The following is a 19,464-nucleotide window of genomic DNA, read 5'->3' on the forward strand; positions in this document are numbered from 1 at the left end:
CGCCGCGGCCCCGGTCGCCTCTCCTGGAGCCAGGAGGGGGGACCGGGGCCGACGTGCGTTCATCCGCGGCGCAACGAGTGCGTCAGTGCGTGCGTCAGTGCGTGCGGATCACGATCGAGCTGCACACCTTGTCGGCGAACGTCTGCTTCTTGGCGTCCCAGGCCGGCCACAGCCAGCCCAGGTAGCACGCCAGGCTGTCCAGGAAGTGGGCCAGTCGGCGGACGAACGCCATGCCGACACCGAGCGGCTGCCCGTCGATCTCCCGCACCAGGCGGATGCCCAGCGCCTTCTTGCCGACCGTCTGGCCGGTGCGGCCCTCCTGGATCAGCTGCCAGATCGCGAGGCCGAGCAGGGCGGCGGCGCCGATGGCCATGAGCGCCGGAGTGTCCTTGCCGATGATGACGAGGGCGTAGGGCACCGCGAACACCAGCATGTCGACCAGGGTGCCCAGGAACCGCTGGCCCCAGTTCGCGTACGGCGGCTGACCGCCGTAGCCGGGCTGCTGCGGGTAGCCGTAACCCTGCTGCGGATAACCGGGCTGCTGCGGGTAGCCGGGCTGCTGGGGGTAGCCGGGCTGCTGCGGCTGGCCGTACCCCTGCGGGGGGACGCCCTGCGGCGCCTGCTGGCCGTAACCGGGCTGGCCCTGCTGGGGGTAGCCGTAACCGGGCTGCCCCTGCTGGGGGTTCTGCGGCTGACCGTAGGGGTCGTTGGGCGGGCCGAAGCTCATGGTGATTTTCCTCCGTTGCACAAGCGGGGACGACGCGGAGTGCGCGGAGGAACATCTTCAGATGAGCGGTTTGCCCCCCAACACCGACCGCATACTGCGGAGCCCCATCGTTCTTGGACAGGTGTGCTCCTGTCCAGCCGCATTCCGCAGGCTTTGTGCAAGTGCAACCTTCCCGATCATGGCCGAATCGGTACCGGGCGGAACCGCCGAGGGACGTGGCCGGAGCCGGGTTCGCCGGTGCCCGGGTTCATCCGGATTGGAACCGGGGGGCCGTCATCCGGGAGGATGGGTCCATGACCGCCCAGATTCTCGATGGCAAGGCCACCGCAGCCGCGATCAAGTCCGATCTGACCGCCCGGGTGGCGGCGCTGAGGGAGAAGGGCGTGACGCCCGGACTCGGCACGATCCTCGTCGGCACCGACCCCGGCAGCCAGAAATACGTCGCCGGCAAGCACCGTGACTGCGCCGAGGTCGGCATCGCCTCCATCCAGCGCGAGCTGCCCGGCACGGCCACCCAGGAGGAGATCGAGGCGGTCGTCCGTGAGCTGAACGACGACCCCGCGTGCACCGGCTACATCGTCCAGCTCCCGCTGCCCAAGGGCATCGACGAGAACCGGATCCTGGAACTCATGGACCCGGACAAGGACGCCGACGGCCTGCACCCGATGAACCTCGGCCGGCTGGTCCTGGGCGAGCCCGCCCCGCTGCCCTGCACCCCCAACGGCGTGCTCACGCTGCTGCGCCGGTACGGCGTCGAGATCAAGGGCGCCGAGGTCGTGGTCGTCGGCCGCGGGGTCACGATCGGCCGCTCGATGCCGCTGCTGCTGACGCGGCGCAGCGAGAACGCGACGGTGACCCAGTGCCACACCGGCACCCGGGATCTCTCGGCGCACCTGAAGCAGGCCGACATCATCGTCGCCGCGGCCGGTTCCGCGCACCTGATCCGGGCCGAGGACGTCAAGCCGGGCGCGGCCGTCCTGGACGTCGGCGTCTCCCGCAACGCGGAGGGGAAGATCGTGGGCGACGTCCACCCGGACGTCCGTGAGGTGGCCGGCTGGGTCTCCCCGAACCCCGGCGGCGTGGGCCCGATGACCCGTGCCCAGCTGCTGGTCAACGTGGTGGAGGCGGCGGAGCGCAGTGCCCACTGACGGAACCACCGGCAAGGCCGGGAACATCGACGAGACCGACAGCGCCGACAGCGCCGACAGCGCCGACACCATCGACGTCACCGACGCCGGCGGCACCGACGGCACCGGCGGCGCCGACGTCACCGACGGCATCGACGGCATAGAGGTGCGGGACCCGGTCAGCGCGCCCGACGCCGACGGCGTACCGCGCCGCACCACCCGCCGCTTCCCGCTGTTCACCCGGGACACCGCGCGCCCCGAGGGCGGCGGCCGGGCCGCGCCCGGCGACGCGCTGGCCGCCCGGCAGTGGCCGATCATCGTCGTCCTGGGCATCGTCGCGCTCGGTCTGCTGGTGACCGCGCTCGACGTGTTCCGGATCGGCACGATCCTGATCGGCGTCGGGCTGCTGGTCGGCGCGGTGCTGCGCTGGCTGCTGCCCGGGGTCGGCATGCTCGCCGTACGCTCCCGCTTCACCGACATCGTGACGTACACCGTGCTGGGCACCGCGATCGTCCTGCTGTCGCTGATGGCGCAGCCCGAGCCGTGGCTTCAGATCCCCTTCCTGAAGGACACCCTGCACTTCACGGTCAGCAGCTGAGCCGAACCGAACCGAACCGAGCTGAGCCAGGCCGAGTCGAGCCAGGCCGAGCTGAGCGCAGCGCAACGCGTCGACGGCCCGTCCTCATCCCCCGAGGAGGACGGGCCGCCGACGCGTTCCACGTTCCACCCTCCTGAACTGCCTGTTCAACAGTCGGCGGGGCGCTGTGGCACGGAGGTGACCGTTCCGCCACGGTGTGCGCGCCCCGCCACAGCCGTCCCCACCCCGGGAACCGTCCGGCCGTCCCGAGTCGTCCCCTCAACGGATCGAAGGAAAGGTGGGCGGGATGGGCGCCTGGCAGCCGCTGCCGGACGGGCTGCCGTCGGAGGTACGGCACTTCGTGGAGCAGTTGCGGCAGCTCAAGGACGGTACGGGCCTCAGCCTGGCCTCGCTCGGCGCGCGCACCGCGTACAGCAAGTCCTCCTGGCAGCGCTATCTCAACGCCGTCCAGCCGCCGCCCCGGCAGGCCGTCGCCGCGCTGTGCCGGGTGGCGGGCCTGGTCGGCGCGGACGCCGAACGGCATGTCGTGCGCTGGGAACTGGCCGTCGAGGCCTGGCCGCGGCCGGCGCCGGCGAACCCGGCCGAGGAGTACCGGGACGACCCGACGGTCCCCTGGTGGGACCGCCCGGAGGAGCCCGCTCCACCGGCCTCGCCACGGCCCGCCGGACGTCTGCTGCTGTATGCGGCCCTGCTTCTGCTGGCCCTGCTGTGCACCGCCGTCGGGGGAGCGGTCGTCTTCGGCTGATGTGCGTTCGTCGTGCGGATGTGCGCTCGTCGTGTCGATACGTTGACAGTTCGGGTATGTGTCCCGAATCGTCTGGGCATCGGGTCTAACGTGGCCAATGGGGGACTTGGTGGAGGGAGGGGGGTTCGATGCCTCGCTGGAGGGCTTTGCCCGATGAACTCGACCCGCAGGTAAGGGAGTTCGCCGAGCAGTTGCGCCGGGTCGTGGACCGCACGGGACTGAGTGTCGCGGCGGTGGCCGACCGTACGGGCTACAGCAAGACGTCCTGGGAGCGGTATCTCAACGGCCGGCTGCTCGCCCCCAAGGGCGCGATCGTCGCGCTGGCCGAGGTCACCGGCACGCCTCCCATCCATCTCACCACCATGTGGGAACTGGCCGAGCGGGCCTGGAGCCGCTCGGAGATGCGGCACGACCGGACCGTGGAGGCCGTCCGGATCTCCCAGGCGCGGGCCGCGCTGGGGGAGTTCGGGCCGCCGCCCGATGTGCGCGAGAGCGGTGCGGGCGAGAGCGATGTGGGCCGGATCGCGGTGACCCCGGGCATCGCGGGACCGGCGGGCGTGTCGCCGACGATGCCGGCGTCGCGGGACGCGCGCACCACGGCCGACGGCGCCCCGGGTGGTTCCGGCCCGCGGCGGACGACGCTGTTCCTCGCGGGGGTCGTGGGGGTGGTGACGATCGTCGTGGGCGCGTTCCTGCTGACCGACGGAGGGGACCCGCAGCAGGCGGTGGGCACCACCGGCCCGTCCTCGCCCGCCTCGGCCGGGCCGAGCACCGCCCTGCCCTCCGGGGTGCTGTGCGGTGGCGCCGACTGCACGGGCCGGGACGCGGAGGAGATGGGGTGCAGCGGCGACCTCGTGACGACGGCGAAGACCGCGACGGTCGGCGCGACCCTGGTCGAGGTCCGTTACAGCAGGACGTGCGGGGCGGCCTGGGGCCGGATCACCCAGGCCGCGCAGGGCGACGGGGTGCGGGTGACCGTGGGTTCGGTGCGGCAGACCGGCGCCATCACGGTGGCCGGCGACACGATCGCGTACACCCCGATGGTGGCGGTGAAGAACGCCGCGGACGCGACGGCGTGCGCGGTACTGGCGTCGGGACAGCAGGGGTGCACCCCCTGAGACGGCCGGACGCCGGGCCCGGCGCTGGGCCGAACGGGTGAGGTGAGCGGCGTCGGCGGAACCGCGACAGCCCTGGCGCAAAAAAGTCGGAGCGGACAGGAATACCCGCCTCCGCCCCGGGCACGCGAACCGTACCCCCACGGGAGTCCGGCGCGACCCGGTACCCCCACCACGGCGGCCGCTCGGTTCCACCTCTCCCGGACCGGCGGCCGCCGCTTCCTGTACGGCCGGGGGCGCTCCGTCCGTACGGCCGGGGGCGCTCCGTCCGTACAGTCGGGGCCACTCTGTGGGACGGGCCACACAACCCCGGCCGCCCGGGATCCCGCGGGCGCGATAGCCTGACCGCTGGTTGGATCTCTTGATACCAAGAGATCGATCATTTGTACGTCCCACCAGGGGCAGGGACGCCCCACCGACAGCTGTCATACGGAGAACGCCATGACCCGCACTCCCGTGAACGTCACCGTCACCGGCGCGGCCGGCCAGATCGGTTACGCCCTGCTCTTCCGCATCGCCTCCGGCCAGCTGCTCGGCGCGGACGTGCCGGTCAAGCTGCGCCTGCTGGAGATCACCCCCGCCCTGAAGGCCGCCGAGGGCACCGCCATGGAGCTCGACGACTGCGCGTTCCCGCTGCTCCAGGGCATCGACATCAGCGACGACCCGAACGTCGCCTTCGACGGCGCCAACGTCGCCCTCCTCGTCGGCGCCCGCCCGCGCACCAAGGGCATGGAGCGCGGTGACCTCCTCGAGGCCAACGGCGGCATCTTCAAGCCGCAGGGCAAGGCCATCAACGACCACGCCGCGGACGACATCAAGGTCCTGGTCGTCGGCAACCCGGCCAACACCAACGCCCTGATCGCCCAGGCCGCCGCCCCGGACGTACCGGCCGAGCGCTTCACCGCGATGACCCGCCTCGACCACAACCGCGCGCTGACCCAGCTCGCGAAGAAGACGGGCTCTACGGTCGCCGACATCAAGCGGCTGACCATCTGGGGCAACCACTCCGCGACCCAGTACCCGGACATCTTCCACGCCACGATCGCCGGCAAGAACGCGGCCGAGACCGTGAACGACGAGAAGTGGCTGGCCGAGGACTTCATCCCGACCGTCGCCAAGCGCGGCGCGGCCATCATCGAGGCGCGTGGCGCGTCCTCCGCCGCCTCCGCCGCCAACGCGGCCATCGACCACGTGTACACCTGGGTCAACGGCACGGCGGACGGCGACTGGGCCTCCATGGGCATCCCGTCGGACGGCTCCTACGGCGTCCCGGAGGGCCTGATCTCCTCCTTCCCGGTCACCACCAAGGACGGCTCGTACGAGATCGTCCAGGGCCTGGACATCAACGAGTTCTCCCGCGCCCGCATCGACGCGTCGGTGCAGGAGCTGGCGGAGGAGCGCGAGGCGGTCCGCGGCCTCGGCCTCATCTGAGCCTCGCTCACCGCTTCACCGGTCCCCGGACGGCTTCGGCCGCCCGGGGACCGGTGCGTTCAGCTCCGCTTGACGGCCCCTACGAACGCGGCCCAGGCACTCGCCCCGAACAAGAGGGCCCCCTGGGAGGGGGCCTTGCTGTCCCGCACGGGGACGAGAGCGGGGATGCCTTCGGCGACTTCGAGGCACTCACCGCCGGTGGTGTTGCTGTAGCTGCTCTTGCGCCAGTTGGCGGTGCTCAGGAAGTCGTCGGAGACTTCGAGGCATTCGCCGGCATCCGAGTTGCTGTAGCTGGACTTGCGCCAGGTCACGTTGCTCAGGTCGAGGGCTCGCACGGCAATTCCTCCAAGAGCTGCATGATGAACTTTCGTGACTCGGCAGGGGAAAGCGCCTGGTCACGCATTGCATCGTAGCGCTGCAGAAGCAGCTCAACTGAGGAGGATTCCTGGATGAGTTGGCCTCTGTGAGCGTTCTCCGCGTGGGCGACAGTGGTTCCGTCGGGCATCCGGAGGAACATCAAGCTGGTGCTGGCCAGTCCATGGAGCCCGGCGTCGAACGGAAGCACCTGCACGGTGATGTTGGGGCGGTCGGCAGCTTCCAGCAGGCACTCCAACTGCTCCTGCCACGCCTTCGTGCAGCGCAAAGGCGTCCGTAGCACTGCCTCGGAGACGATGGTGCGGAACGGGGGTGCGTCGTTCCCCTCCAACAGCTTCTGCCGTCCGAGCCGGGCATTCACATGGTGCTCGAGTTCCGAGCCGCTGGAGCCATGCAGCGAGATGACCTCGCTCGCGTAGGCCGACGTTTGCAGCAGGCCGGGCAGCAAGCTGACGCTGAAGTGCCAGAGGGCGCGCGCTTCCGCCTCCCGGGCCATGTACTGCCGGTACCGCTCTTTGAACTGGCTGTTGTCCGCCAACGCCAGTTCCCACAGCGTCAGCAGCAACCCCGGCGTCCCGTAGTGCTGGTCGAGCGCCTCGACGATCTCGGGGCTGCCCAGTGACTCCCCGCTCTCCATCTTGCCGAACGTGGACGGGTCCCAGCCCAGCCGCTCGCCGACCTGGCGCAGACTCTCCCCGCGCCCGCTGCGCAGCAGCCGCAGCTCCTCGGCGAACCGGCGGCGCGGTTCCTGGCTCCGTCCGGTGACCACTCGTCGCGATGGCATCGCACGCTCCTCGGTGTAACCCCTGGAACACGCAGAGTAATTCAACGCCGTTCCGGGATCAGGTGATTCGCCGGTACTGCCTGGTCGGCAGCCGCCGCCCCCCGGTCGCGCAGGCCGGTCACGACCACGGCGGTCGCGGCCAGGACGACCACGGCGACCGTGCGCAGGGCCGGGCCCATGCCGTCCATGAAGTCGGTGTGACCGGCCAGGACCGTGCCGGTGACCGCGACGCCCAGGGCCGCGCCGATCTCGCGGGCCGAGGTGCTGAGGCCGGAGCCGAGGCCCGCCTGGTGGTGGGGGAGCGAGGTGACGACGCCCAGGGTGAGGGCGGGCATCGACAGGCCCGTGCCCGCGGAGATGACCAGCAGCCAGCAGGCGTACACCGCGTAGGGCGTGCCGGCGTCCGCGGTGGACGCGCCGAGCAGGCCCAGGCCGATCAGGGCGAGTCCGGTGCCGATGACCGGGCGCGGGTGCGCCGACCAGCGGGCGGCGAGCTTCGGGACGAGGGCCATGCCGGTGATCAGGGGGACGATCGCGAGCCCGGTGACGGCGGGCCCGTAGCCCTTCACCTCCTGGAGGTACTGGGAGTTGACGAAGAACAGCGCGAACAGGCCGAAGAAGCCCGTCGTCAGGCCGAGGCCGGTCGCGCGCAGGGCGGGGGAGCGGAACACGCGGGGGTCGAAGAGGGGTGCGCGGGAGCGCAGGGACTGGAGGGCGAAGGCGGCGATCAGGACGGCCCCCGCGCCGAACGAGCCCAGGATGCGCGGCGAGGTCCAGCCGTGGTCCGGTCCCTCGATGATGCCGAAGAGGACGGCGACCAGCCCGGCGGTGAGCAGCAGGGTGCCCAGCGGGTCGAGGTTGCTGTGCGCGGAGCGGTCGGTGCGCGGGGTGGTCAGTGCCACGGCGAGCGCCAGCAGGGCCGCCAGCGGGACCATCGCGCCGAACAGGGCCCGCCAGGTCAGGAACTGGCCGACCAGGCCGCCGCCCAGGTTGCCCGCCAGGCCGCCGAGGCCGATGGCGAGGGTCCAGGACGCCATCGCCTGGGCCCTGCGCCGCGGTCCGGCGAGGTGGACGAGGATCGACATCGTCGCCGGGGTGATCAGTGCCGCGCCCGCTCCCGAGATGCCCCGGCCCGCGATCAGTACCGCCGGGTCGGGTGCGAACGCGCTGGTGGCGGCGCCCGCGGCGAACAGGCCGAGCCCGGCGAGCAGGGCGCCCTTGCGGCCGTAGCGGTCGCCGAGCGCACCGGCCGGGATGAGCAGACCGGCGAACGCGATGACGTAGGCGTCGACGGTCCACAGGATCTCGGTGTGCGAGGGGTGCAGGGTCGACGAACCCAGCTGCGGGATGAGGAGGTTGATCGCGGCGACCATGCTCTGCGCGACCAGCACACAGGCGCACAGCGCGAGAAGGGTGGACCGTTTCAGGGCGTGCGAGGGCACGGCTCCTCCCGGGGAGCTCGTTGGAGTGGGATGCCCTTTCAGGCCCTGTCACCGTAGGCTCGCTCCCGACCTGCTTTCCAGTGCAACCTTTGCAAGGGACGAATGCGTATGACGCAATCCGTGAAGGGGGCCGTGGGTGGCTCCTCGGCGCTGGACCTGAATCTGCTGGTCGCGCTGGATGTGCTGCTGGAGGAGCAGAGCGTGCAGGGCGCGGCCCGGCGCCTGCATCTGTCGGAACCGGCCATGAGCCGCACCCTCGGGCGGATCCGCAAGGCGCTCGGCGATCCGGTGCTGGTGCGGGCCGGGCGGCGGATGGTGCCGACGCCCCGCGCGCTCGCCGTACGGGCCGAGGTGAGCGCGGTCGTGGAGCGGGCACGGGCGCTGTTCGCGCCGGTCGAGGGCACCGACCTCAGGACGGTGACCCGCACCTTCACGATCCTCGGCCACGACGCCATCGCGGCCGCCCACGGCCCGGCCCTCTACGCCCGCGTCGCCGCCGAGGCCCCCGGTATCCGTCTCCGCTTCCTGAGCGAGAGCCACATCGACGCGCCGTTCCTGCGCGAGGGCACCGCCGACCTGGAGGTGGGCGTCCTCGACACGACCGCCCCCGAGGTGCACCGCGAACAGCTCCATGAGGAACGGATGTTGGGCGTCGCGCGGGTCGGACACCCGCTGCTGGAGGGCGAGTTGACGCCCGAACGGTATGCGCGGGAGGCCGACCACATCCTGGTGTCCCGGCGCGGCAAGCTGCACGGGCCGGTCGACGCCGCGCTCGCCGAACTCGGCCTGGAGCGGCGGGTGGTGGGAACCGTCGGTTCCCTGCCCTCCTCCCTGTTCGTCATCCGCGACACCGACCTGGTGGGCCTCAACACCGCCTGGGGACTGCCGCTGGCGGAGAGCCTCGGCCTGGTCTCCTTCGAGGTGCCGCTGCCCCTGCCCCCGCTCCGGCTGGGCATGGCCTGGCACCCGCGCCACGACGCCGACCCGGCGCACTCCTGGCTGCGCGGCGCGGTGCGGGACCTGGTCGCCCGGTGGTCAGTCGGCGGTCGTCGACGTGGAGAGCCGCTTCTCGAACCAGTGGTCGGCGTAGACGTGGTCGACGTAGGCCGGGATCTCCCGGTATCCGCACGCCCGGTACATCGCCCGCGCCTCGGTGAGTGACGCGTTCGTGTCCAGGCGCAGCAGGTACAGGCCGCGTTCGGCCGCCGCGCGCTCCAGATGCCCGAGGATCCGCCGGGCCAGGCCGAGGCGGCGGGCGTCCGGGTGCACCCAGACGTGCTTGAGCTCGCCGACGCCGGGTTCCAGCGTGCGCAGCCCTCCGCAGCCCACCGCCCGCCCCTCCTCGTACGCGACGAAGAAGGCGCCGGTCGCGCCGGAGACCTCCGCCGGGCCGACCAGGTCGGACGCCGTGAAGCTGCCGAAGCGGGCGGTGAGGTCGGCGGCGTAGGCCTCCAGGCAGGCGCGGGCGTCCGGCGCGGCGCCGTCGACCTGCTCGACGGTGATGGCCGCCAGGCGCAGCAGCCGGCGCGCCGTGGCCATCGCCTCGGTCAGTTCCGCGCGCTGCTGCGCGCCGAGTCCGGTCAGCAGGTCCGCCGTGCGCACGTCGGCGCGGCGGTTCTGTTCCTCGAGCTCGACGTGTCCGGCCGGGGTCAGTTCGACCATCCGTAGCCGGTTGTCGTCGGGGTGCACGCTGATGCGGACCATGCCCTGCGCCTCCAGGGCTTTCGCCATCCGGCTCAGATACCCGGCGTCGAGGCCGAGCCGGGTGCGCAGCGTGCGCAGGGACACGCCGGTCTCGGCGTCGGCGACCTCGAACAGCAGCCGGGCCTCGCCCAGCGGGCGGCCCTGGCCGAGGTAGTGGTCGTCCAGGGCGCCGATCCGGCGCGTGATGTAGCGGTTGAAGCGGCGGAAGGCCGCCACCTGCTCCGCCTGCACCTGCTCCGCCTGCATCTGCTCTGCCTGCACCTGCTCAGCCGGCACCGGCTCCGTCTGCACTGGCTCCATGGTTCTTTGACTTTAGTCAAAGGTTTCGGCCGCGTCCATGGTCCGTCCAGACCGGCCGGTCATGATCGGACGTACGGTTTGTCACTTTATGTCCAGAACTTCAGTGATGCAGCGCACTTTCGGCCAAACATTGCGCATGCAATGAGAGGTTGGGGGCATGTGGACGCCGTCGCCGAGACCGACCCATAGGTGACGCAGGGGGACTGAACAGGAACGGAAGGCGACACCGATCATGGCCGACAGGACGGAACAGCCGGAACAGCGAGACCACCGGACGATCCACGCGGGCGGAGAGTGGCTGGAAGCCGTCTCCGGCGCGACCCGCGAGATTCTCGACCCCGCGGACGGCCGCCCGTTCGCCGTGGTCGCGGAGGGCGACGAGAAGGACACCGACCTCGCGGTCGCGGCCGCCCGCACCGCTTTCGACGAGGGCGACTGGCCGCACACCCCCGTCGTCGAACGCGCCGCCCTGCTGTACCGCGTCGCCGATCTTCTCGTGCGCGATCGCGAACGGCTCGGCCTGCTGGAGAGCCGGGACGCGGGCAAGACGCTCGAGGAGGGGCGCGTCGACATCGACTGCGTCGCCGACGCCTTCCGCTACTTCGCCGGACTTGTCGCAGCCGAGGCCTCGGGCCGGGTGGTGGACGCGGGCTCGCCCGACATCCACAGCGTCGTCGTACACGAGCCGGTCGGCGTGTGCGCGCTCATCACCCCCTGGAACTACCCGCTGCTCCAGGCGAGTTGGAAGATCGCCCCGGCGCTCGCCGCGGGCAACACCTTTGTCGTCAAGCCGAGCGAGATCACCCCGATGACGACGATCGCGCTCATCGACCTGCTCCTCGAGGCCGGGCTGCCCGCCGGGGTCGCCGGCATCGTCACCGGCCCCGGGCACACGGTCGGCGCCCGGCTCGCCGAGCACCCCGACGTCGACCTCGTCTCCTTCACCGGCGGCCTGGTCAGCGGCACGAAGGTCGCCCAGGCGGCCGCCCCGACCGTCAAGAAGGTCGCCCTCGAACTCGGCGGCAAGAACCCCAACGTGGTCTTCGCCGACGCCTGCGCCACCGACGAGGGCTTCGACACCGCCGTCGACCAGGCCCTCAACGCCGCCTTCATCCACAGCGGCCAGGTCTGCTCGGCGGGCTCCCGGCTCATCGTCGAGGAGTCGGTCCGGGACCGTTTCGTCGGCGAACTCGCCCGCAGGGCCGAGCGGATCCGGCTCGGCCGCGGCACGGAGGACGGCGTCGAGTGCGGTCCGCTCGTCTCCGAGCAGCAGCGCGCCAAGACCGAGGCCTACGTCGCCTCCGCGCTCGCGGAGGGCGCGGTGCTGCGGTCCGGCGGCCGGCGCCCGGAACCCGCCCCGCAGCGACCGGAGTCCGGCTACTTCTACGAGCCCACCGTCCTCGACCGCTGCCACCGCGAGATGAAGGTCGTGCGGGAGGAGGTCTTCGGACCGGTCCTCACCGTCGAGACCTTCCGCACCGAGGACGAGGCCGTCGCCCTCGCCAACGACACCGAGTACGGCCTCGCGGGCGCCGTCTGGACCGCCGACGCGGGCCGGGCGCGCCGGGTCGCCGGCCGGCTGCGGCACGGCACCGTCTGGATCAACGACTTCCACCCCTATCTGCCGCAGGCGGAGTGGGGCGGCTTCGGAAAGAGCGGGGTGGGCCGCGAACTCGGCCCCGCCGGGCTCGCCGAGTACCGCGAGTCCAAGCACATCTACCAGAACCTCGCGCCGCGCCCCGTCCGCTGGTTCGCCGGCTGACACCCCGCCCCGAGCCTGCCCGGAAGACTTCGCACGCCCCTGGAGTACCCCCCATGCCAGAGAACGCACATGTCTACGACTATGTCGTCATCGGAGGCGGAACCGCCGGTTCCGTCATCGCCTCCCGGCTGACCGAGAACCCCGACACCACCGTCGCCGTCATCGAGGGCGGCCCCAGCGACGTCGGCCGCGACGACGTCCTCACCCTGCGCCGCTGGATGGGCCTGCTCGGTGGTGAGCTCGACTACGACTACCCGACCACCGAGCAGCCGCGCGGCAACTCCCACATCCGGCACAGCCGCGCCCGCGTCCTCGGCGGATGCTCCTCCCACAACACGCTCATCGCCTTCAAGCCGCTGCCGTCCGACTTCGACGAGTGGGAGGCGGCCGGGGCCCGGGGCTGGGGCGCGGTCCCGATGGAGGCGTACTACGCGCGCCTGCTGAACAACATCGTCCCGGTCGACGAGAAGGACCGGAACGCCATCGCCCGCGACTTCGTCGACGCCGCCCAGCAGGCGACCGGAGTGCCGCGGATCGAGGGCTTCAACCAGAAACCCTTCGACGACGGCGTCGGCTTCTTCGACCTCGCCTACCACCCGGAGACCAACAAGCGGTCGAGCGCCTCGGTGGCCTATCTGCACCCGGTGATGGACGAGCGGCCCAACCTGACGATCCTGCTGGAGAGCTGGGCCCACCGGCTGGAGCTCGACGGCACGCGCGCGGAAGGCGTGCACGTCCGCACCAAGGACGGCGAGGAGATCCTCGTACGGGCCCGCCGCGAGGTCGTGCTGTGCGCGGGCGCCGTCGACTCGCCCCGCCTCCTCCTGCACTCCGGCATCGGCCCGAAGGCCGACCTCGACGCGCTCGGCATACCCGTCGTGCTCGACCTGCCCGGCGTCGGCGAGAACCTCCTCGACCACCCCGAGTCGGTGATCGTCTGGGAGACCCACGGGCCGCTCCCGGAGAACTCCGCGATGGACTCCGACGCCGGTCTCTTCGTGCGCCGCGACCCCGGCCACCAGGGCCCCGACCTGATGTTCCACTTCTACCAGGTCCCCTTCACGGACAACCCGGAGCGCCTGGGCTACGAACGCCCGCCGTACGGCGTCTCGATGACCCCGAACATCCCCAAGCCGAAGTCCCGCGGCCGGCTCTACCTGGAGAGCGCGGACCCGTCCGTGAAGCCCGCTCTCGACTTCCGCTACTTCACCGACGAGGACGATCACGACGGCCGCACCCTCGTCGACGGGATCAAGATCGCCCGCGAGATCGCGAAGACCGAGCCGCTGGCCGGCTGGCTCAAGCGCGAGGTGGCGCCCGGCCCGGACATCACGGGCGACGAGGAACTGAGCGAGTACGCCCGCAAGGTCGCGCACACCGTCTACCACCCGGCGGGCACCTGCCGCATGGGCGCCGAGGACGACGAACTGGCCGTGGTGGACCCACGGTTGCGCATCCGAGGCCTGGAGGGCATCCGCATCGCGGACGCCTCCGTGTTCCCCACCATGACCGCCGTGAACCCCATGATCGGGGTGCTCATGGTCGGCGAGAAAGCCGTCGACCTGATCGGAGACGATGCGCGATGACGATCATGCCCGCCACCCGTAAGCCGCCCACCGCGGACACCGACGCCCCCGTCTTCTCGGTGGACGGCCTCTGGAAGGTCTTCGGACCCAAGTCCGAGAGCGTCCCCGCCGACCCGGAGCTCGCCGCGCTCCCGCCCGCCGAACTCCGCTCCCGCACCGGCTGTACCGCCGCCGTCCGCAACGTCTCCTTCGACGTGCGCAAGGGCGAGGTCTTCGTCGTCATGGGCCTGTCCGGCTCCGGCAAGTCCACCCTGGTGCGCTGTCTGACCCGGCTGATAGAGCCGACGGCCGGCACCATCGTCGTCGACGGCGAGGACGTCCGCGCGATGGACCGCACCCGGCTGCGCGAACTGCGCCGGCACCGCGCCGCGATGGTCTTCCAGCACTTCGGCCTCCTCCCGCACCGCACGGTCCTCGACAACGTGGCCTACGGCCTGGAGATCCAGGGCATGGGCCGCGCCGAGCGACGCACCCGCGCCAAGGAGGTCGTCGACAAGGTCGGCCTGGACGGCATGGAACAGCGCAGGCCCGCCCAGCTCTCCGGCGGCCAGCGGCAACGCGTCGGCCTGGCCCGCGCGTTGGCCGTCGACCCGGAGGTGCTCCTCTTCGACGAGCCGTTCAGCGCCCTAGACCCGCTCATCCGGCGCGACATGCAGGAGGAGGTCGTCCGGCTGCACCGCGAGGAGGGCCGCACGATGGTCTTCATCACCCACGACCTCAGCGAGGCGCTGAAGCTGGGCGACCGTATCGCCCTGATGCGCGACGGTGAGGTCGTGCAGCTGGGCACGCCCGAGGAGATCGTGGGCTCCCCCGCCGACGACTACGTCCGCGAGTTCGTCCGGGACGTGCCGCGCGAACAGGTCCTGACGGTGCGTACGGCCATGCGGCCCGCGTCCCTGGAGGAGGCGGGCGGCGGCCCGGCCGTGTCCCCGGGCGCCACGGTGTCCCAGGCGATCGAGGCGGTCGCCCGGGCGGGCGTCCCGGTACGGGTCATGGACTCGGGCCGGTGCCTGGGCGTCGTCGACCACGAGGGACTGCTCGGCGTGGTGGCCGGCACGGGTCCCACAGCCGTCCCGGCCGGACGGGAGCCCGGATCCGTCGCGGTCGGAACGGAGCCCCGTAAGGAGGCGGTCTGATGGCCACGCTGACCACACCCGCCCCCCGGGTCGCCCTCCCGGGCGTCCTCAAACACCAGGCCGTCCGCAAGCTCCTGATGCTCGCGCTCGCGGCCGCGATCCTCGTCCCCCTGGCCAACGCCCAGTGGGCCAGCGGCACCTGGCCGCACGCGCTCACCGTCGACCTGACCAAGCCGCTCACCAGTGCCAGCGACTGGATCATCGACAACCGCGACAGCCACCCCCTGTTCCTCTACTTCTTCGGCTACCTCAGCAACGGCGTGGTCCTCTCGGTGCGCGCCGTGTACCTGGTGCTCCTCGGCGCGGGCTGGGCCGGGGTCACCGCGGCGGGTGCGCTGGTCGCCTGGCGGGTGGCCGGGGTGCGGCTCGCGCTCGGTACGGCGGCCGCTTTCCTGGCCTGCGGCCTGCTCGGCATGTGGGTGCCGACGATGCAGACGCTGGCCCTGATGATCGTCGCCGTCCTGGTGTCGGTCGTCGTGGGCGTGCTGCTCGGCCTGGCCGGCGGACTCTCCGAGCGCCTGGACCGCGGCCTGCGCCCGGTCCTCGACACCATGCAGGTACTGCCCGCCTTCGCCTACCTGCTCCCGGTCGTGCTCGTCTTCGGCATCGGCGTCCCGGCGGCCGTCCTGGCCACCGTCGTCTACGCCGCCCCGCCCATGGCCCGGCTCACCGCGCTCGGACTGCGCGGCGCCGACAAGGAGGTCCTGGAGGCGGTCGATTCGCTGGGCGCGACCGCCCGGCAACGCCTGCTGACCGCCCGGATCCCGCTGGCCCGCAAGGAACTCCTCCTCGGCCTCAACCAGACGATCATGATGGCGCTGGGCATGGCGGTCATCGCGTCGGTGATCGGCGCGGGCGGCCTCGGTGACCGCGTCTACCAGGCACTGGCCTCGGTCGACGTGGGCGCGGCCCTCGCCGCCGGCATCCCGATCGTGCTCCTCGCGGTCGTCCTGGACCGGGTCACGGCCGCCGCCGGTCGCGCCGGCGACGGCGAACCGGGCAGCCACCGGGCCGCCTGGGCCTACGCCGCTGTCGCCGCCGTGGCCGTGGCGCTCGCCGGGCGCGCGGTCGGCCGGCTCGACTGGCCCGACGCCTGGACGGTGAACATCGCCGCCACGGTCAACGACGCCGTCGACTGGATGACCGACCACCTCTACTCCGGGGTGCCCGTGATCGGCGGCACCGCCGACTGGGCCGGCCACTTCACCACCTGGATCCTCGACCCCCTCCGGGCCGGCCTCCAGGGCCTGCCGTGGTGGGCCGTGCTGCTGCTGGTCGCCGCGATCGCCTGGCCGATCGGCACCTGGCGCACCGCGCTGACCGCGGTCCTCGCGCTGGCCGCGACCGGCGTGCTCGGCGTGTGGGAACCGTCCCTGGACACCCTCTCCCAGGTACTGGCCGCCGTCGCCGTCACCCTCGTCATCGGCTTCGCGACCGGCATCGCCGCCGCCCGCAGCGACCGCGTCGAACAGTTGCTGCGCCCGGTCCTGGACGTGTTCCAGACGATGCCGCAGTTCGTGTACCTGATCCCGGTCGTCGCCCTGTTCGGCGTCGGCCGCGCCCCCGCCGTCGCGGCGGCCGTCGTCTACGCACTGCCCGCCGTCGTCCGCATCACCACCCAGGGCCTGCGCCAGGTCGACCCGGCGGCGATGGAGTCCGCCCGGTCCCTCGGCGCGACCGGCGCGCAGCAACTGCGCCAGGTCCAGCTCCCGCTCGCCCGGCCCGCGCTGCTGCTGGCCGTGAACCAGGGCGTGGTGCTCGTCCTCGCCGTCGTCATCATCGGCGGCCTGGTCGGCGGTGGCGCGCTCGGCTACGACGCCGTGTTCGGGCTCGCCCAGGGCGACCTCGCGACCGGTCTGGTGGCCGGCGCCGCGATCGTCTGCCTCGGCCTGATGCTCGACCGGGTGACCCAGCCGGCCGACCGCCGCGTGAAGAAGGGAGCGTGACATGCGACTTCGTGACCTGCGGCTTCGTACGACTGCCATGACCGCCGGGGCGTCCGCGCTGCTGCTGCTCACCGGCTGCGGTGCCGCCGACATGACCAAGCAGGCGTCGCCCTTCGCCAACGCGCAGGGCGCCAGGACGGTGACCCTCTCGGTCCAGTCCTGGGTGGGCGCGCAGGCCAACGTGGCCGTCGCCCAGTACCTGCTCGAGCACAAGCTCGGCTACCGCGTCGACACCGTGCAGGTCGACGAGGTGCCCGCCTGGGACGCGCTCAGCCAGGGCCGGGTCGACGCGATCATGGAGGACTGGGGCCACCCCGACCAGGAGCAGCGCTACGTCGACGACAAGAAGACGATCGCGCGCGGCGGCGACCTCGGCGTCACCGGACACATCGGCTGGTACGTCCCGACGTACTTCGCCAAGCAGCACCCGGACGTCACCAACTGGAAGAACCTGAACAAGTACGTGTCCCGGTTCCGCACCGCGGAGAGCGGCGGCAAGGGCCAGCTCATGGACGGCTCCCCGTCCTACGTCACCAACGACAAGGCCCTGGTGCAGAACCTGAAGCTCGACTACCAGGTCGTCTTCGCCGGTTCCGAGGCCGCCCAGATCACCCAGATGCGGCAGTTCGCCAAGGAGAAGAAGCCCTTCCTCACCTACTGGTACGCCCCGCAGTGGCTCTTCAAGAAGGTCCCGATGACCGAGGTGAAGCTGCCCGCCTACAAGGAGGGCTGCGACGCGGAGCCGGACAAGGTGGCCTGCGGCTACCCGCACACCCCGCTCCAGAAGTACCTCAACGCGGACTTCTCGAAGGACGGCGGCAAGGCGGCCGCCTTCCTGAAGAAGTTCAAGTGGACGACGGAGGACCAGAACGAGGTGTCCCTGATGATCGCGGACCAGAAGCTCACTCCGGAGGCGGCCGCCAAGAAGTGGGTGGACAGCCACGCGTCGACCTGGAAGGCGTGGCTGTCCTGAGCGCCGCTACACCAGCTCCGCGCTGATCTCCCGCAGGGCGGCCGTCGCCCGCCGCTGGAGTCCCGGTCCGAACGTGACGCGGGTGGCCCCGAGTTCGCCGAGTCCGGCGGGCGAGGGGCCCTCGCCGTCCACCCGGCCGCCCGCGTTGAGCGGCCCCAGGATCCCCGACCGCAGCAACGGCAGGACGGCAGCCGGGGCGCCGATCGGATAGACGCAGTCGGCGCCCGCGGCGACGTACGCCGCCGCCCGCTCGATGGCCTGCCCGGGGTCGCCGTCGCCGTGCGCGAAGGTGTCGATGCGCGCGTTGACGAAGAGCCGGTCGCCCGCCGCCCGGCGCACCTCGGCGAGCCACTCGGCGTGCTCGCGCGGGTCCTTGAGGACGCCGTCGACCGAGTCCTCCAGATTGCAGCCGACGGCGCCCGTCTCCAGCAGCCGCTCCACCAGCTCCTGCGGCGCCAGCCCGTACCCGCCCTCGACGTCCGCCGACACCGGCACGTCCACCGCCCGGACGATCCGGGCGACCGCCGCGAACATCTCCCCGGCCGGGGTCCGCCCGTCCGCGTACCCGAGCGAGGCGGCGACGCCCGCGCTGGGCGTGGCGAGCGCCGGGAACCCGGCCTCGGCGAACACCCGGGCGCTGGCCGCGTCCCAGGGGCCGGGCAGCACGAGGGGGTCGCCCGGCAGCCGGCCGTGGTGCAGCCGGCGGAAGTCGTCCACCTTGCTCATGGTGTCCACCTCGCTCATGGCGTGTAACCCCCCGGCGGGATACGGCGGGCGACCATCACCCGGTTCCAGCTGTTGATGGCGGTGATCAGCGCGACGAGATGGGCGAGCCGCGGGGCGTCGAAGTGCCGGGCGGCCCGCTCGTACACCTCGTCGGGCACGAAGCCCCCGGTCAGCACGGTCACCGCCTCGGTGAGCGCGAGCGCGGCCCGCTCCCGCTCGTCGTAGACGTCCCCCGCCTCCTCCCACACGCTCAGCAGATCGAGCTGCCTCGCGCTCACCCCGTGCTCGCGGGCGATCGTGAGGTGCATGTCGAGGCAGAACGCGCAGTGGTTGAGCTGCGAGGCGCGGATCACCACGAGCTCGGCGAGCGCGGGGTCGCCGAGCCCCTGCTTCGCGGCCGCGCTGAGCGTGGACATGGCCCGGCCGACCTCGCGGTCGAGGAGATTCGTACGGCTCATGCGTGCTGCCCCGGCCGGTAGTGGCCCGGCACCAGCCGGCAGGTCACGCCGAACCGGTTCCACGCGTTGATCACCGTGATCGCGGCGATCAGCTGCGCCAGCTCGGCCTCCTCGAAGTGCGCGGCGGCCCGCTCGTACACCGCGTCTGGCACGAAACCTTCCGTCAGCACGGTCACCGCCTCCGTCAGGGCCAGCGCCGCGAGCTCCTTCTCGGTGTAGAAGTGCGCCGACTCCTCCCACGCGCTGAGCTGGATGATCCGCTCGACGCTCTCGCCCGCCGCGAGAGCGTCCTTGCTGTGCATGTCGACGCAGAGCGCGCAGTGGTTGATCTGCGAGGCGCGGACCTTCACCAGCTCGACCAGCTTGGGGTCGAGGCCCTTACGGGCGGCCGCGTCGAGCCGGAGCATCGCCTTGAGGACCTCGGGCGCGTGCGCGGACCAGTTCAGCCGGGGGGTGTGCTCGGGGGCGTAGAGAACCTGTTCGTCGGTGGTCGTGATGTCTGCGTGCGTCGTCATGCCCTCGACCCTAG

18 protein-coding genes and 1 pseudogene are annotated in these 19,464 nt (G+C 71.9%); 11 read left to right on the forward strand and 8 right to left on the reverse strand.

Features of this window, described 5'->3' with window-relative positions; all coding sequences use genetic code 11:
- Nucleotides 1-94: 94 nt before the first annotated feature.
- On the reverse strand, nucleotides 95-727 hold the full coding sequence (locus G9272_RS27550) for an RDD family protein (RefSeq protein WP_171399011.1): 633 nt from the start codon (nucleotides 725-727) through the stop codon (nucleotides 95-97).
- A 293-nt stretch (nucleotides 728-1,020) separates the two neighbouring features.
- Between G9272_RS27550 and G9272_RS27555 the strand changes: the two genes are divergently transcribed.
- The 5 genes from G9272_RS27555 to G9272_RS27575 all read left to right on the forward strand — a co-directional run bounded on the left by G9272_RS27555 (nucleotide 1,021) and on the right by G9272_RS27575 (nucleotide 5,743).
- Complete coding sequence (locus tag G9272_RS27555; RefSeq protein ID WP_171399012.1) at nucleotides 1,021-1,875, forward strand: bifunctional methylenetetrahydrofolate dehydrogenase/methenyltetrahydrofolate cyclohydrolase; 855 nt, start codon at nucleotides 1,021-1,023, stop codon at nucleotides 1,873-1,875.
- The gene (locus tag G9272_RS27560) at nucleotides 1,865-2,452 is read left to right on the forward strand and encodes a DUF3017 domain-containing protein (protein ID WP_437184310.1); all 588 of its coding nucleotides are present in this window, start codon (nucleotides 1,865-1,867) and stop codon (nucleotides 2,450-2,452) included. The genes G9272_RS27555 and G9272_RS27560 overlap by 11 nt, the downstream gene beginning before the upstream one ends.
- 286 nt (nucleotides 2,453-2,738) lie before the next feature.
- Nucleotides 2,739-3,197, forward strand: a complete 459-nt coding sequence (locus G9272_RS27565) for a helix-turn-helix domain-containing protein (protein ID WP_171399013.1) — start codon at nucleotides 2,739-2,741, stop codon at nucleotides 3,195-3,197.
- Between the two features lie 128 nt (nucleotides 3,198-3,325).
- Complete coding sequence (locus G9272_RS27570; protein WP_171399014.1) at nucleotides 3,326-4,315, forward strand: helix-turn-helix domain-containing protein; 990 nt, start codon at nucleotides 3,326-3,328, stop codon at nucleotides 4,313-4,315.
- A 438-nt stretch (nucleotides 4,316-4,753) separates the two neighbouring features.
- Nucleotides 4,754-5,743, forward strand: a complete 990-nt coding sequence (locus G9272_RS27575) for a malate dehydrogenase (protein WP_171399015.1) — start codon at nucleotides 4,754-4,756, stop codon at nucleotides 5,741-5,743.
- Nucleotides 5,744-5,802: 59 nt separating this feature from the next.
- On the opposite strand, the gene G9272_RS27580 is transcribed toward G9272_RS27575, so the two are convergent.
- The 3 genes from G9272_RS27580 to G9272_RS27590 are packed head-to-tail and all read right to left on the reverse strand — an operon-like array spanning nucleotide 5,803 to nucleotide 8,344.
- A complete protein-coding gene (locus G9272_RS27580) occupies nucleotides 5,803-6,078 on the reverse strand; it encodes a DUF397 domain-containing protein (RefSeq protein ID WP_171399016.1) in 276 nt (91 codons plus the stop codon).
- Entirely contained in the window at nucleotides 6,060-6,902 is an 843-nt protein-coding gene (locus G9272_RS27585; RefSeq protein ID WP_171399017.1) for a helix-turn-helix domain-containing protein, read from the reverse strand. The genes G9272_RS27580 and G9272_RS27585 overlap by 19 nt, the downstream gene beginning before the upstream one ends.
- 41 nt (nucleotides 6,903-6,943) lie before the next feature.
- Nucleotides 6,944-8,344 carry an MFS transporter gene (locus tag G9272_RS27590; protein ID WP_171399018.1) on the reverse strand — a complete coding sequence of 467 codons (1,401 nt, stop codon included), beginning with the start codon at nucleotides 8,342-8,344 and terminating at the stop codon, nucleotides 6,944-6,946.
- Nucleotides 8,345-8,446: 102 nt separating this feature from the next.
- Here G9272_RS27590 and G9272_RS27595 point away from each other — a divergent pair.
- Nucleotides 8,447-9,373: pseudogene (locus tag G9272_RS27595) on the forward strand (LysR family transcriptional regulator); the annotation flags it as partial.
- Nucleotides 9,374-9,379: 6 nt separating this feature from the next.
- Here the strand turns inward: G9272_RS27595 and G9272_RS27600 are convergent.
- Nucleotides 9,380-10,294, reverse strand: a complete 915-nt coding sequence (locus tag G9272_RS27600) for a helix-turn-helix domain-containing GNAT family N-acetyltransferase (protein WP_171402199.1) — start codon at nucleotides 10,292-10,294, stop codon at nucleotides 9,380-9,382.
- Between the two features lie 286 nt (nucleotides 10,295-10,580).
- Between G9272_RS27600 and G9272_RS27605 the strand changes: the two genes are divergently transcribed.
- Genes G9272_RS27605 through G9272_RS27625 form a run of 5 tightly spaced genes read left to right on the forward strand, consistent with a single transcriptional unit; the run spans nucleotide 10,581 to nucleotide 17,751 of the window.
- The gene (locus tag G9272_RS27605) at nucleotides 10,581-12,110 is read left to right on the forward strand and encodes an aldehyde dehydrogenase family protein (RefSeq protein ID WP_171399019.1); all 1,530 of its coding nucleotides are present in this window, start codon (nucleotides 10,581-10,583) and stop codon (nucleotides 12,108-12,110) included.
- Between the two features lie 53 nt (nucleotides 12,111-12,163).
- Nucleotides 12,164-13,696 (forward strand): GMC family oxidoreductase, encoded by a 1,533-nt coding sequence (locus G9272_RS27610; RefSeq protein WP_171399020.1) that lies wholly within the window; start codon nucleotides 12,164-12,166, stop codon nucleotides 13,694-13,696.
- 5 nt (nucleotides 13,697-13,701) lie between these two features.
- Nucleotides 13,702-14,832, forward strand: a complete 1,131-nt coding sequence (locus G9272_RS27615) for a quaternary amine ABC transporter ATP-binding protein (protein WP_437184382.1) — start codon at nucleotides 13,702-13,704, stop codon at nucleotides 14,830-14,832.
- Nucleotides 14,832-16,778 carry an ABC transporter permease gene (locus tag G9272_RS27620; RefSeq protein ID WP_171399022.1) on the forward strand — a complete coding sequence of 649 codons (1,947 nt, stop codon included), beginning with the start codon at nucleotides 14,832-14,834 and terminating at the stop codon, nucleotides 16,776-16,778. Before G9272_RS27615 ends, G9272_RS27620 begins: the two co-directional genes overlap by 1 nt.
- Nucleotide 16,779: 1 nt before the next feature.
- Nucleotides 16,780-17,751 carry an ABC transporter substrate-binding protein gene (locus tag G9272_RS27625; RefSeq protein ID WP_171399023.1) on the forward strand — a complete coding sequence of 324 codons (972 nt, stop codon included), beginning with the start codon at nucleotides 16,780-16,782 and terminating at the stop codon, nucleotides 17,749-17,751.
- Between the two features lie 6 nt (nucleotides 17,752-17,757).
- On the opposite strand, the gene G9272_RS27630 is transcribed toward G9272_RS27625, so the two are convergent.
- The 3 genes from G9272_RS27630 to G9272_RS27640 are packed head-to-tail and all read right to left on the reverse strand — an operon-like array spanning nucleotide 17,758 to nucleotide 19,450.
- A complete protein-coding gene (locus G9272_RS27630; protein WP_171402200.1) occupies nucleotides 17,758-18,477 on the reverse strand; it encodes an isocitrate lyase/PEP mutase family protein in 720 nt (239 codons plus the stop codon).
- 14 nt (nucleotides 18,478-18,491) lie between these two features.
- On the reverse strand, nucleotides 18,492-18,935 hold the full coding sequence (locus tag G9272_RS27635; protein ID WP_171399024.1) for a carboxymuconolactone decarboxylase family protein: 444 nt from the start codon (nucleotides 18,933-18,935) through the stop codon (nucleotides 18,492-18,494).
- A complete protein-coding gene (locus tag G9272_RS27640) occupies nucleotides 18,932-19,450 on the reverse strand; it encodes a carboxymuconolactone decarboxylase family protein (RefSeq protein ID WP_171399025.1) in 519 nt (172 codons plus the stop codon). Before G9272_RS27640 ends, G9272_RS27635 begins: the two co-directional genes overlap by 4 nt.
- Nucleotides 19,451-19,464 lie beyond the last annotated feature (14 nt).

Origin of the sequence: Streptomyces asoensis, from assembly GCF_013085465.1 — a bacterium.
Lineage (GTDB): Bacteria > Actinomycetota > Actinomycetes > Streptomycetales > Streptomycetaceae > Streptomyces > Streptomyces cacaoi_A.